At 68.4% G+C, this 13,020-nt stretch carries 10 protein-coding genes and 1 pseudogene; 1 reads left to right on the forward strand and 10 read right to left on the reverse strand.

Annotated elements, in window-relative coordinates; genetic code table 11:
• Nucleotides 1-5: 5 nt before the first annotated feature.
• Both IPG68_00240 and IPG68_00245 read right to left on the reverse strand, forming a co-directional pair.
• On the reverse strand, nucleotides 6-1,382 hold the full coding sequence (locus IPG68_00240) for a TrpB-like pyridoxal phosphate-dependent enzyme (protein ID MBK6761796.1): 1,377 nt from the start codon (nucleotides 1,380-1,382) through the stop codon (nucleotides 6-8).
• 211 nt (nucleotides 1,383-1,593) lie between these two features.
• A complete protein-coding gene (locus tag IPG68_00245; GenBank protein MBK6761797.1) occupies nucleotides 1,594-2,613 on the reverse strand; it encodes an aminotransferase class I/II-fold pyridoxal phosphate-dependent enzyme in 1,020 nt (339 codons plus the stop codon).
• A 162-nt stretch (nucleotides 2,614-2,775) separates the two neighbouring features.
• Here IPG68_00245 and IPG68_00250 point away from each other — a divergent pair, with 162 nt between their 5' ends.
• The gene (locus IPG68_00250) at nucleotides 2,776-3,738 is read left to right on the forward strand and encodes a zinc-binding dehydrogenase (GenBank protein ID MBK6761798.1); all 963 of its coding nucleotides are present in this window, start codon (nucleotides 2,776-2,778) and stop codon (nucleotides 3,736-3,738) included.
• A gap of 4 nt (nucleotides 3,739-3,742) precedes the next feature.
• On the opposite strand, the gene IPG68_00255 is transcribed toward IPG68_00250, so the two are convergent.
• From IPG68_00255 to IPG68_00290, 8 genes and pseudogenes are all read right to left on the reverse strand, one after another.
• The gene (locus tag IPG68_00255; GenBank protein MBK6761799.1) at nucleotides 3,743-3,913 is read right to left on the reverse strand and encodes a hypothetical protein; all 171 of its coding nucleotides are present in this window, start codon (nucleotides 3,911-3,913) and stop codon (nucleotides 3,743-3,745) included.
• A complete protein-coding gene (locus IPG68_00260; GenBank protein ID MBK6761800.1) occupies nucleotides 3,913-7,479 on the reverse strand; it encodes a multifunctional oxoglutarate decarboxylase/oxoglutarate dehydrogenase thiamine pyrophosphate-binding subunit/dihydrolipoyllysine-residue succinyltransferase subunit in 3,567 nt (1,188 codons plus the stop codon). Before IPG68_00260 ends, IPG68_00255 begins: the two co-directional genes overlap by 1 nt.
• A gap of 686 nt (nucleotides 7,480-8,165) precedes the next feature.
• On the reverse strand, nucleotides 8,166-8,372 hold the full coding sequence (locus tag IPG68_00265) for a hypothetical protein (protein MBK6761801.1): 207 nt from the start codon (nucleotides 8,370-8,372) through the stop codon (nucleotides 8,166-8,168).
• Nucleotides 8,279-9,334, reverse strand: coding sequence for an acyl-CoA dehydrogenase family protein (locus IPG68_00270; protein ID MBK6761802.1), 1,056 nt, complete (start codon nucleotides 9,332-9,334; stop codon nucleotides 8,279-8,281). Before IPG68_00270 ends, IPG68_00265 begins: the two co-directional genes overlap by 94 nt.
• A gap of 48 nt (nucleotides 9,335-9,382) precedes the next feature.
• On the reverse strand, nucleotides 9,383-10,171 hold the full coding sequence (locus tag IPG68_00275) for a sirohydrochlorin chelatase (protein ID MBK6761803.1): 789 nt from the start codon (nucleotides 10,169-10,171) through the stop codon (nucleotides 9,383-9,385).
• Between the two features lie 119 nt (nucleotides 10,172-10,290).
• The gene (locus tag IPG68_00280) at nucleotides 10,291-11,097 is read right to left on the reverse strand and encodes a phosphoadenylyl-sulfate reductase (protein ID MBK6761804.1); all 807 of its coding nucleotides are present in this window, start codon (nucleotides 11,095-11,097) and stop codon (nucleotides 10,291-10,293) included.
• A complete protein-coding gene (locus IPG68_00285; protein MBK6761805.1) occupies nucleotides 11,037-11,171 on the reverse strand; it encodes a transposase in 135 nt (44 codons plus the stop codon). Before IPG68_00285 ends, IPG68_00280 begins: the two co-directional genes overlap by 61 nt.
• Nucleotides 11,168-12,833, reverse strand: a pseudogene (locus tag IPG68_00290) (nitrite/sulfite reductase). The gene IPG68_00285 and the pseudogene IPG68_00290 overlap by 4 nt, the downstream one beginning before the upstream one ends.
• Nucleotides 12,834-13,020 lie beyond the last annotated feature (187 nt).

Consider the following 13,020-nt stretch of genomic DNA (forward strand, 5'->3'; position numbering starts at 1 on the left):
CCCGGTCAGCCGACGGGGACCTGGGGCAGCGTCTCGAGTCCCACCGCCAGGCGTTCCTCGGTGACCTCCTCGTCGACCATGCGGCCGTTGAGGTAGTCGTCGTAGGCCGTGAGGTCGAAGTGGCCGTGACCGCACAGCGCGGTGAGGATCACCGTCTCCTCGCCGGTCTCGCGGGCCTGCTTGGCCTGCCGGATGGCCAGCGCCAGTGCGTGTGTCGGTTCCGGGGCCGGCACGATGCCCTCCGTGCGGGCGAACTGCACGGCTGCGGCGAAGCACTCGGTCTGCGGGACGGCCTCGGCGCTCATCAGTCCCTGCTCGTACACGTGGCTGATCAACGGCGCCATCCCGTGGTAGCGCAGGCCACCCGCGTGGATGGGGTCGGGCACGAAGTCGTGGCCGAGTGTGTGCATCTTCATCAGCGGGGTCATGCCGGCGGTGTCGCCGAAGTCGTAGGCGTAAACCCCGCGGGTCAGCGAGGGGCAACTCATCGGTTCCGCGGCGATGATCTCCGGAGCGATCCGCCCCGCGAGCTTCTCGCGCAGGAAGGGGAACGACAGGCCCGCGAAGTTCGACCCGCCGCCGGTGCACCCGACGATGTGGGTCGGGGTGTCGCCGGCCATCTCCATCTGCAACAGGGCCTCCTCGCCGATCACGGTCTGGTGCAGCAGCACGTGGTTGAGTACCGAACCGAGCGCGTAGCGCACCTGCGGGTTCTGTGCGGCCACCTCGACCGCCTCGGAGATCGCAATGCCCAGCGAACCCGAGTGGTTGGCCGGGTCGGCGCCCAGCGTGCGCCCGGCCTCGGTGAGGTCGGAGGGGGAGCGGTGGACCGAGGCACCGAAGGCCTCGATCATCAGTCGGCGGTACGGCTTGGAGTCGTAGGACGCTCCCACCTGCCAGACCTCGCACTCCAGGCCGTACAGGGCGCAGGCGAAGGCCAGGGCCGTGCCCCACTGTCCAGCGCCGGTCTCAGTGGTCAGCTTGCTCACGCCTTCGGCGGCGTTGTAGTACGCCTGCGGGACCGCGGTGTTGGGCTTGTGCGATCCGGCGGGCGACACGCCCTCGTACTTGTAGTAGATGCGCGCGGGGGTGTCGAGCGCCTGCTCGAGGCGGTGTGCGCGGAACAAGGGCGTGGGCCGCCACTGCCGGTAGACGTCGAGCACGCCGCCCGGGATGTCGATGAAACGCTCGCCGCTGACCTCCTGCTCGATGAGCGCCAAGGGGAACAACGGCGCGAGGTCCTCGGGCCCGACTGGCTGCATCGTGCCCGGGTGCAGCGGAGGTGGGGGCGGGGCCGGCAGGTCCGGGATGATGTTGTACCAGGCCGTGGGGATCTGGTCCTCGGTCAGCAGGTACTTGTGCTGGCGGATCGTGTCGTCCATCGGTGGCCCTCTCCTCGCTTGCATGGAACGCTACCGACGTGCGTGTGACGCGGATCACCTGGGTCGGCGTTGGGTGGGGTTCGTGCAGTCCGGTGGGGTTCGTGCAGTTGGTTGACGTTCAGCGCGCGACGAGCGTCAACCAACGGCACGAGCGTCAACCAACGGCACGAGCGTCAACCAACGGCCCGAGCGTCAACCAACGGCACGAGCGTCAACCAACGGCACGATGCTCCCGCACCACTGCCAGGAAGGCTTCGACATCCTGTGCGGTGGTGTCCCAGGAGCACATCAGCCGCACCTCGTCGGGGCCCTCCCAGGGGTAGAAGTGGAACCGCTCCTGCAGGGCCGCTGCGTCCGGCATCGTGGCGAAGACCGCGTTGACCTCGACGGGCTGCGTGATCGTCACCCCGGTGTCGGCCAGACCCTCCGCGAGCCGCTGGGCCATCGCGTTGGCGTTCTGCGCGGTACGCCGCCACAGGTCGTCGGACAGCATCGCGAGGAACTGCGCGGCGAGGTACCGGTGCTTGCTGATCAACTGCGTGGTCGCCTTGCGCACCCACTTGACCTGCTCGGCGAGTTCGGGTGTGCGGAACACGACAGCCTCGGCGCCCATCAGGCCGTTCTTCGTGCCGCCCACACTGACCACGTCCGCGTCGAACATCTCGGCGACCTCGCCGAGCCCGCAGCCGAGCGCGACTGCGGCGTTGGCCAAGCGGGCGCCGTCGACGTGGATGCGCATGCCGAGGCGGCGGGCTTCGGCGGCCAGCGCAGCGGCCTGGGTGGCTTTGTAGACGGTTCCGTACTCCGTTGACTGGGTCACCGACAAGACGGTGGGTTGCACGGCGTGCTCATCGCCCAGGCGCTCGCACACCCCGGCCAGTTGCTCGGCGTGCAGCCGTCCGTCGGCGGTCGGCAGAGCCACCAGTTTCGAGCCGAGGATGCGTTCGGGGGCGCCGCCCTCATCCACGTTGATGTGCGCCACCTGGCTGCAGACCACCGCATCCCAGGGACGCGTCAGGCACGCCTGCAGTGCGATGAGGTTGGCGCCGGTGCCGTTGGCCACCAGCACGGGGACGGTATCAGGACCGAACACCTCACGCAGCGCGTCCTCCGCACGGCGGGTCCAGGCATCGTCCCCGTACGCACTGGCGTGTTCGGTATTGGCCTCGGCCAGTGCGGCCATGACGTCGGGGTGCACACCACTGTGGTTGTCGCTGCCGAAGGAGATCACCACTCCATAGTGCGGGAGGCACACTGCGGGTAACGCCGCAGGTCCGGTGCGCCGATAAGGGGGAGGAAGGGCACGCGCGTCTGCCCACCGCAGGGGAGTTGGCAGGCGACTCGACGGTCGTCATGCGCGGGGGGCTGCGGTGGTTGTCATATCGTGTCGGCCATGCTCGCCGTGTTTGCCTCCGCGTTTGATTCCGACGATCCGCTGAACGCGTTGGAGGTCGGTGAACGACCCGATCCGCAGGTTCCGGACGGATGGGTCGCCGTGCGGGTCAAGGCCGCGTCCCTGAACCATCACGACCTGTGGAGCCTGCGGGGGGTCGGGTTGTCGTCAGCGGCCCTGCCGATGATCCTGGGCTGCGACGCCGCTGGGGTCGACCCCGAGGGCCGGGAGGTGATCGTCCACTCCGTGATCGGGTCGGCGTCCGCAGGTGGCGGTGACGAGACGCTGGATCCGTCCAGGTCGCTGCTCAGTGAGAAGCAGCAGGGCACGTTCGCCGAGTGGGTCGTCGTGCCGCGGGAGAACCTGCTGGCCAAACCCGCGGCTCTGAGTTTCGAGCAGGCTGCCTGCCTGCCCACCGCGTGGCTGACGGCCTACCGGATGCTCTTCAGTCGCGGCCACCTGCAGCCGGGGGAGACGGTGCTGGTGCAAGGCGCTGGCGGCGGCGTGGCCAGCGCGGCCATCATGCTGGCCCGGCACGCCGGTGCCCGGGTGTGGGCCACCACCCGGGACAAGGGGGATTTTGCCCTCGAGATGGGCGCGCATGCGGTCTTCGACTCCGGGCAACGGTTGCCTCACCGCGTGGACATGGTCATCGAGACCGTGGGTGCGGCCACGTGGTCGCACTCCGTGCGCAGCCTGCGCCCCGGGGGGCGGATCGTGGTCAGCGGTGCCACGACCGGCGGTCAGCCGCCGGCCGACCTCGCCCATGTGTACTTCCGGCAGTTGAGCATCATCGGTTCCACGATGGGCACCGCCGCGGAACTCCGGCGGCTCATCGACATGTGCGAAGCCACGGAACTGCGCCCACCCATCGACGCCGAGTACCGGTTGGCGGACGCCCGTGAGGCCTTCGCCCGACTGGCTGCCGGGGACGTGCGGGGGAAACTGGTGTTGACGGTCTAGTGCGTCATTCCTCGTCGTCGCGCGCGAGCCACGTCGCCAGGCGTTCGATGGCGTTCTCGTCGCCGGGGTGCAGGTCGACGAACACCCGCAACTGATCGGTGAGCCACTCGATGCCGAAATGCTCGCCCTCCCGGCGTCGGGCCAGTTCCTCGATACCTCGGTCGCTGTCGTACATCAGCCGCCGAGGGCCTCGCTGACGATCTGGGCCTGTTCGGCCTCATGCGCCTTGTGCGAGCCGGTGGCAGGGGACGCCGACGGTGGCCGGGAGACGCAGTTCAGGTCCCGCCCGCCCAGTTCGGGCGAGAGGTTCACGGAGATGTACTGCCAGGCGCCTTGGTTGAACTGCTCCTCCTGCACCCAGACGAGCTCGGCGTCGTCCGGGTACTGCTCCAGAGCCGCGCGGATCTCATCGACGGGAAGCGGGTACAGCCGCTCGAGACGCACGATGGCGACGTCGTCGCGCCCGGCCTTCTGGCGACCGGCGAACAGGTCCCAGGTGACCTTGCCGGAGCACATCAGCACCCGGCGAACGCCCTGCGCGTCGATGCTGTCGTCGCTGATGACGGGCCGGAAGTAGCCGCTGGTGAAGTCGTCGGCCCTGGACGTGGCCGTCTTGAGGCGCAGCATGGATTTCGGAGTGAACACGATCAGCGGCTTGTGGTGCGGGGCCTTCGCGTGCCAGCGCAGCAGGTGGAAGTAGCTGGCCGGGGTGCTGGGCATGGCCACGGTCATGTTGTTCTGTGCCGACAACTGCAGGTAACGCTCCACGCGGGCCGACGAGTGGTCCGGCCCCTGGCCCTCATAGCCGTGCGGCAGCAGCATGACGATGCCGGAGAGCTGCCCCCACTTCTGTTCGCCGCTGGAGATGAACTCGTCGGTGATCGTCTGGGCGCCGTTGGCGAAGTCGCCGAACTGCGCCTCCCACAGCACAAGCGCGTCGGGGTTCTGCACCGAGTAGCCGTACTCGAAACCGAGAGCGGCGAACTCGCTGAGCATCGAGTCGTAGAGGTAGTACCGGCCCTGGTCGGCAGACAGGTGGTGCAGCGGGAAGTACCGCTCCTCTGTCACCCGGTCGACGATGACGGCGTGCCGCTGGCCGAACGTGCCGCGGCCGCTGTCCTGCCCGGTGAGCCGCACGTCGCGGCCTTCCATGAGCAGGGAGCCGAACGCGATGGTCTCGCCCATGGCCCAGTCGATGGTGCCGTCCTCGACCATCTGTGCGCGCCGCTGCAACTGCGGCTTCAGCCGGGTGTGGACGGTGATCCGCTCGGGCAGCGATACCTGCGTGTCCACGATGCGTTTGAGGGTCTCTTCGGAGATCGCGGTCTCCACGTGAGCCGGGTACTCCACGACGGTGACCGGTGCGGTCTCCTCCGGGTGGGACATGGCCTCGCGGGTCTCGGAGAACACCCGCTCCAGTTGCGCCTGATAGTCCTGCAGCGCCTGCTCGGCCTCTTCCTGCGACAGGTCGCCGCGCTCGATCAACGACGAGGTGTAGAGCTTGCGCACGGAACGCTTCTGGTCGATGAGCTGGTACATCTTCGGGTTGGTCAGCGACGGGTCGTCGGCCTCGTTGTGCCCGCGCCGCCGGTAGCACACCAAGTCGATGACGACGTCCTTCTTGAAGGCCTGCCGGAAGTCGAAGGCCATCCGGGCCACTCGCACGCAGGCCTCGGGGTCGTCACCGTTGACGTGGAAGATCGGCGCCTGCACCGTCCGGGCTACGTCCGTGGCGTACACCGAACTGCGACTGCTCTCCGGGGGGGTGGTGAAGCCCACCTGGTTGTTCACGATGATGTGCACGGTGCCGCCGGTGCGGTAACCGCGCAGTTGCGAGAGGTTCAACGTCTCGGCCACCACACCCTGGCCCGCGAAGGCCGCGTCACCGTGCATCAGCACCGGGATCACCGGGAAGTCCTCGCCGCGGTCGAGCAGATCCTGCTTGGCCCGCACGATGCCTTCGAGCACGGGGTTGACCGCCTCGAGGTGGCTGGGGTTGGCGGCAAGGTAGACCGTGATCTCCTTGCCGCTTTCGGCGGTGTACGTGCCTTCGCTGCCCAGGTGGTACTTGACGTCGCCCGAGCCCATGACGGAGTCGACAGTGCCGCCCTCGAACTCACGGAAGATCTGCGCGTAGCGTTTGCCCGCGATGTTGGCCAGCACGTTGAGCCGGCCCCGGTGGGGCATGCCGATGGCCACCTCGTCGAGGTTGTGCTGCGCGGAGGCCTCCAGGATCTCGTCGAGCACGGCGATGGTCGATTCCGCACCCTCGAGCGAGAAGCGTTTCTGGCCCACGTACTTGGTCTGCAGGAAGGTCTCGAAGGCCTCGGCCGCGTTGAGCCGGCGCAGGATCTGCATCTGTTCCTGGCGCGTCGGGGGGCTGTACGGGCGTTCCACGTGCTGCTGGATCCAGAAGCGCTGCTCGGGGTCCTGGATGTGCATGTACTCCACGCCGATGGTGCGGCAGTAGGAGTCGCGCAGGACACCGAGGATGTCGCGCAGCTTCTTGAACGGCTTGCCGCCGAAGCCGCCGGTGGCGAACTCGCGGTCGAGGTCCCACAGGGTGAGCCCATGACTGGTCACGTCGAGGTCGGGGTGGGCCCGCTGCTTGTACTCGAGGGGGTCGATGTCGGCCATGAGGTGCCCACGCACGCGGTAGGCGTGGATGAGTTCCTGCACGCGAGCGGTCTTGGAGATCTCGTCGTCGTGGGCCAGTGCGATGTCCTGTGCCCAGCGGATCGGCTCGTAGGGGATGCGCAACGAGCGGAAGACGTTGACGAAGAAGTCCTCCTCGCCGAGCAGAAGTTGATGCATGCGGCGCAGGAATTCCCCGCTCTGGGCGCCCTGGATGATGCGGTGGTCGTATGTCGAGGTCAGGGTGATGATCTTGCTGATGCCCTGGCGAACGATGGTCTCGACCGCGGCCCCCTGGAACTCCGCGGGGTACTCCATGGCCCCGACGCCCACGATGACGCCCTGTCCGGGCATGAGCCGCGGAACCGAGTGCACCGTCCCGATCGTGCCCGGGTTGGTCAGGCTGGCGGTCGTCCCGGCGAAGTCATCCACCCCGAGCTTGCCCATCCGGGCCCGGTGGATGAGGTCTTCATAGGCGTGCCGGAACGCAGCGAAGTCCATGTCCTGGGCGTTCTTGATGGACGGCACGAGCAGTTGCCGGGTGCCGTCCTTCTTCGTCATGTCGATGGCGATGCCCAGCCCGATCGACTCGTGCTGGACGACCGCGGGCTTGCCGTCGACCTCCGCGTACGAGACGTTCATGCTCGGTATGGACTTCATTGCCTGCACCATCGCGAAGCCGATGAGGAGGGTGAAGCTGATCTTGCCCTGGCGCTTGCGCTTCAGGTGGTTGTTGATCACCACCCGGTTGTCGACCAGCAGTTTCGCGGGGACCGCCCGCACGCTGGTCGCGGTCGGCACCCCCAGGCTGGCCTCCATGTTGGTGACGACCCGGGCGGCCGGTCCACGCAGGACGCTGGCCTCCTCCTTGCTGACCTGGGGTGCGGCCGGCTTGACGGCAGGGACAGCCGGGGCGGCTTTCGGAGCCCTGGACTGTTCGATCTTGGACCGCAGGGCAGCGGCACGGGCCGGGTCGGAGGGGACGTAGTCGGCGAAGAAGTCCCACCAAGCGGGGTCGACGGAGTGCCGGTCCTGCAGGTACTGCTCGTACAGTTCGTCGACGAGCCATTCGTTTGCGCCGAAGGCACTGTTTGCGTCAGTGGTCACGGGAGCCCCTGGGGTCGATGCACATGCCGACCACCAGCCTAGTCAGCCGTGGGCGGCGGTGCACCGGTTCCCTCACAGACGCAAGGTTGCGGTTCGGACTCGGAGGGGTCGGGTGCGGTGTTCTGCTCAAGGGGGGAGAGGTACCGCTAGTTGGGAGCGTTTGAACCGGGTTGGATCGCTCCCGGGTGTCCGGGTCTCTCCCGGGTGGTGCGGGGGCGGCGTCGTGCTGAAGGCGGGAGAGGTGCCGCTACTGGGGAGCGTTACAACCGGGTTTGGTCGCTACAGGATGGAGCGGGGCGGCGTCGTGCTGAAGGTGGAGAGGTACCTCTACGGGGAGCGTTACAACCGGGTTTGGTCGCTAGGATGGAGTTGGGGCCGCTTGTGCTCAAGGCGGGAGCGGTACCGCTAGTTGGGAGCGTTTGAACCGGGTTGGATCGCTCCCGGGTGTCCGGGTCTCTCCCGGGTGGTGCGGGGGCGGCGTCGTGCTGAAGGCGGGAGAGGTGCCGCTACTGGGGAGCGTTACAACCGGGTTTGGTCGCTACAGGATGGAGCTGGGGCCGCTTGTGCTCAAGGGGGGAGAGGTGCCGCTAGTTGGGAGCGTTTGAACCGGGTTGGATCGCTCCCGGGTGTCCGGGTCTCTCCCGGGTGGACCTGGACGGGCCCGGGTGAACCAGGATCCCACGGCCCTACCCGGCCGTCAGGGTCCGTGAGATCACCAGCAGCTGGATCTCCGAGGCGCCCTCGACGACTCGCAGCATGCGTAGGTGCCGCAGCACGCGCTCGACGGGTCCGGACTTCATCAGCCCCATGCCGCCGAAGACCTGCAGGCACCGGTCCGCCACGTCGTAGGCGCGCTCCGTGGCGTAGTACTTGACGATCGACGCGTCCAGCATCGGGTTCTGCCCTCGTCGACCGCCCAGGCCAGGTGGTAGACCAACCACCGCATCGACTCGATGTCCACCTTGCTCTGCGCCAGGGGGAAACTCGCACCCTGGAACGCGGCCAGTGGCTTGCCGAAGGCGGTACGGGCCTGCACGTGTGCTGTGGCCGCTTCCAGGCTGAACTCGGCCAGCCCGAGCGCCTGCGCGCCGATGTAGGCACGCCCGGCGTTGAGGAACTCCATCGCCGCGAAGAAGCCCAAGCCCACTTCGCCGATCACGTGGTCGGCGGGAACCCACGTGTCCTCGAAGAACAGCTCGCCGGGATGGGTGTCGGAGATGTTCCACTGCGTCGGTCCGCGGCGGAATTGATCGGCCGGGACGAGGAACGCGGTGATGCCCCCGGCGGCACGCTTCTGAGGGTCTGTGACTGCAAAGACCACCGCGAAGTCGGCTTCCTGGGCGTTCGTGATGTAGTGCTTGTGGCCGTTGATCCGCCAGCCGTCACCGTCCTTGATCGCCCGGGTCCGGATGGCCTGGGCGTCGGAGCCGGCCTCCGGCTCGGTCAGTGCGAAGCACCCGGACTTCGTTCCGGTCACGACTGGCCGGACCCACTGCTCGATGAGGTGCTCGGGAAGCTTGAGCAGCAGCGAGTTCGGCCCTGCGGGGTTCGGCGGGGAGATCGCGGTCATGGCCAAGCGCGAGCCACTGCGGGCGGCGTCCTCGACCAGCGCCGTCATGCCCAGCGTGCTCAGTCCCTGGCCGCCCACGGACTCCGGCATGTGCGCGGCGAAGAAGCCGGCGTCCACGGACAGCGCACGCACGCGGGCCATGGCTTCGACGACCACCGCCTTGTCGGGGTACGGGGTGTCCCACTGGGCCGCGATCTCATCCTCGATCGGCTGGATCTGCCGGGTGACGAAGTCGGCGAAGGCAGCCCGCAGCGCGGTGATCTCCTCAGGAAACGTGAAATCCATGTGCGCATCGTTGCACGCCCATCGGGGCGGGCAGGCGCAGTCCTGCGATCAGCCCGAGGCCATTTGCAGGTCGCGCTGTTCCACAGCGGTGCGCACGCGGCGCAGCACGACCTCCATGGCGGCGTCGGTACTGTGCAGCGTGCCCGTCACCGCGTGGGCCCCGGCTTCCCGCGCGGCCGATGCGATGCGTTGCGACATCACGCCGGGGGCCAACAGGAAGGGGCAGACACAGATGTTGGAGTAGCCCGCCGAGCGCAAGTCCGCCACTGCGTCGGCGATGCGCGGTCCGGGACCGGATGCGAAGGCCACGGCGGAGGCGCCCCACCCGTGGGTGCGCCACTCGAGGGCCAGGGCGGCGTGGCGGCTGCGAGCCGACGCGTAGCTGGAACCCGCGGACGCCAGGACCACCGCCGTCCCGGGATCGGGCCGGTGGCCGGCCGACTTCAGCACCGCGTCCAGCCCTTTGAGCAGGTACGGGTCTGCTCCCATGGGTGCCGAGACCACGATCCGGGCCTGCGGGTAGGCGGCCTGGGTGGCAGCGGTGAAGGCGGGGACGTCCTGCGTCGCGTGGTACGCGGTGGTGAGCAGCATGGGCACGACCACGAGGTCGTGGATGTGCTTGGACGCCAGATAGTTCACGGCGCCGTCCAGGCGCGGCCGGTCGAGGTCCAGGCTCGCCTGCGCGACGAACGCGCCGAGCCGGTGGCCGACCCGGCGGGCCAGCAGGTCAGCAGCCAGTCGGGCTCGCGGATCCGCGCTGCCGTGGGACAGCAGGACCACCCCGAAGTCCGCGGGTGGGGGTGGCAGCGAGATCGTGTCGCGCGCGGCTCGGCTCATCTCGGAGGTCCTCCCATACGTCTACTGCTGCATCGGCACGACCGGCCGACTTCCGAAGCGCACCATAGCGCCTGACGGCGAATCCGTCATGCCAGATGGCGTGGTTCCAAGAGGCCGGCTCACACGTGCAGCCCGCATTCGGTCTTCCCGCTGCCCGCCCAGCGTCCGGCCCGCGGATCCTCACCGGCGGCGGTGGCTCGCGTGCACGGCGCGCAGCCGATGGAGGTGTACCCGGCTTCCCGCAGGGGGTTGAGAAGGACCTTGTGGTCGCGGGCGTACTGCTGTGTCTGCGCCTCGCTCCACAGGGCCAACGGGTTGATCTTGACCATGCCGCGCCGGTCGTCCGCGGTCACGATGTCGATGTCGGCACGCGTGGGGGCGTCGATTCTTCGCATTCCGGTGATCCACGCGTCCCGGCCCGACAGGGCGCGCTCCAGCGGTTCCACCTTGCGCATCCGGCAGCACAGGTCGGGGTCCCGCTCGTGCAGGCGCGGACCGTGCTCCGCATCCTGTTCGGCCACCGTCTGCTGTGGCAGGACGGTGACCAGGCGCAGCGGACGCGTGATTTCGAAGGCATGGGCCGTGCCGAGGGTCTCGGCGAAGTGGTACCCCGTGTCGATGAAGGCGACTTCGATGCCGGGAGCCGCCTCGGAGGCCAGGTGGACGAGGACCTCGTCGCCCATGCTGGACATCAGCACCAGGGAATCGAAGGTGCGGAAGGCCCATTGCACGGCCAGCGACGCCTGGGTGACGTGGTCTGCGCCGGCCGCCGCGGCCTCCCGGAGAAGAGCGGCGCCGCGGGCTGCGACATGCTCGGGGGCGCCGGTCTGCTGGGGGATGTAGGGGTCGAGAGGGATGTCGATGCTCACGGGCTGGGCTCCTCGGTGACGATGCGGACGGTGAAGGTGCGGGTGCAGGACCGACATCGCCAGGTGCCGTGCCCGGCCGTGGGCCACAGGTCCTCGTCGCCGCAGTAAGGGCAGAAGTGCACGACGTTCATCGCAGGTTCTCCTCTTCGGTGCGGTGCACCCAGTCCGCGAAGCCCTCCTCGTCGCGACGCTGCTCGGTGTACCGCCCGACGACCCGCTCCACGTACTCGGGCATCTGGTCGGCGGTGACCTTCAGCGCCCGCAACTTGCGGCCGAAGCCGGCATCCGGGCCCAGTCGTCCCCCGAGGTGGATCTGGAAGCCTTCCACCATCTCGCCGTCGGCATCGGGCACCAGCGACCCTTTGAGGCCGATGTCGGCGATCTGGAACCGTGCGCAGGAATTTGGGCAGCCGTTGACGTGGATGCCGAGCTCGGTGCCTTCCAGCTTTGCGCCGAACTGCTCCTCGAGGTGGTCGACGAGTGCGGCAGTGCGCGCCTTGGTCTCGACGATCGCGAGTTTGCAGAATTCGATCCCGGTGCAGGCCATGGCCCCTCGCCGGAACTCGCTCGGGTACACCTGGAGTCCGAGGTCCTCGAGCCCGTCGGCGAGCACCTCGGGTTCGGCCACGTCGAGGATCACGAGCTTCTGCTGGGCAGTGAGACGCAATCGAGCGCTGCCGTGGCGGGTCATGAGAGCCCCGAGATCGGCCAGCAGCGTGCCGGAGACCCGGCCCACGGTGGGGGCGGCGCCCACATAGAAAAGGCCGTTGTTCTGCCGGGCGATTCCGACGTGGTCAGGACGGCCGGTGGGGGCACCGGGCGCCGGACCGTCGAGCAGTGTCCGCCCGAGGTACTCGGTCTGCAGGACCTCCCCGGAACCTCTCGGCGCCCCAGTCCGCCACGAGGAACTTCAGCCGGGCACGGTTGCGCAGGCGCCGGTACCCGTAGTCCCGGTAGATGCCGATGATCCCTTCCCAGACCTCGGGGACCTCTGACAGCGGCACCCAGGCGCCGAGCCGCTGGGCGATCATCGGGTTCGTGGACAGCCCGCCGCCCACCCACACGTCGAAACCGGGGCCGTGGTCGGGGTGCTCGACGCCGACGAACGAGATGCAGTTGATCTCGTGGGCGACGTCCTGTCGCGGCGAGCCGGAGACGGCGCTCTTGAACTTGCGGGGCAGGTTGGCGTACTCGGGATCGCCGACGAAGCGGCGGACGATCTCGTCGATGGCCGGCGTCGCGTCGATGATCTCGTCGGCGGCGATGCCCGCGACGGGGGAGCCGAGGACGACCCGCGGGGTGTCGCCGCAGGCCTCGGTCGTGGACAGCCCGGCATCCTCGAGCAGTCGCCAGATCTCAGGCATGTCCTCGATGCGGATCCAGTGCAACTGGATGTTCTGGCGATCGGTGATGTCGGCGGTGTCCCGCCCGAAGCGGGCGGAGATGTCCGCGATCGCCAGGAGCTGGTCGCGGGTCAGCATTCCGCCGTCGGTGCGGATCCGGAGCATGAAGTACTCGTCGTCGAGTTCATCCGGCGGCAGGCTCGCGGTGCGACCGCCATCGATCCCCGGACGGCGCTGCGTGTACAGGCCCCACCAGCGCAGCCGCCCGCGCAGGTCGTCGGGGGGGATGGACCCGAAGCCCTCCTGCGCATAGATCTGCTCGACGCGCTCGCGCACGTTGAGGCCGTTGTCCTCGGCCTTGAACTTCTCGTTCGGGTTCAGCGGTTCGCGCTGTCCCAGGGCCCACTGACCGGTCTCTTTGGTCCGGGTGGGTCGGGGTGGGTGTGGCATCGGGTCTCCAAGAAAAGAGACCGGCGTCAGGGGATTTCGGCGGCCGTCACCGGCGCCGGGTGCCCGGGCGCCGGTCGTCTGCGAAAGTGCGACGGATGGCGGCGGCTAGGCACAACAGCACGGACACACGCACATCAGCCGCATGCAGCGGGAGTGCGTGGAATGCATGTGCAGCATCATGCCCGAG

This window comes from Micrococcales bacterium (assembly GCA_016703125.1).
Classification (GTDB): domain Bacteria; phylum Actinomycetota; class Actinomycetes; order S36-B12; family UBA10799; genus JADKAV01.

Excerpts from the sequence above, each read along its gene's own strand:
- IPG68_00240 (MBK6761796.1), bottom strand. The coding sequence starts at position 1,382 with ATGGACGACACGATCCGCCAGCACAAGTACCTGCTGACCGAGGACCAG.
- IPG68_00250 (MBK6761798.1), top strand. The coding sequence starts at position 2,776 with ATGCTCGCCGTGTTTGCCTCCGCGTTTGATTCCGACGATCCGCTGAAC.
- IPG68_00255 (MBK6761799.1), bottom strand. The coding sequence starts at position 3,913 with ATGTACGACAGCGACCGAGGTATCGAGGAACTGGCCCGACGCCGGGAG.
- IPG68_00265 (MBK6761801.1), bottom strand. The coding sequence starts at position 8,372 with ATGCTGGACGCGTCGATCGTCAAGTACTACGCCACGGAGCGCGCCTAC.
- IPG68_00270 (MBK6761802.1), bottom strand. The coding sequence starts at position 9,334 with ATGGATTTCACGTTTCCTGAGGAGATCACCGCGCTGCGGGCTGCCTTC.
- IPG68_00275 (MBK6761803.1), bottom strand. The coding sequence starts at position 10,171 with ATGAGCCGAGCCGCGCGCGACACGATCTCGCTGCCACCCCCACCCGCG.
- IPG68_00280 (MBK6761804.1), bottom strand. The coding sequence starts at position 11,097 with ATGTCGGTCCTGCACCCGCACCTTCACCGTCCGCATCGTCACCGAGGA.
- IPG68_00285 (MBK6761805.1), bottom strand. The coding sequence starts at position 11,171 with ATGAACGTCGTGCACTTCTGCCCTTACTGCGGCGACGAGGACCTGTGG.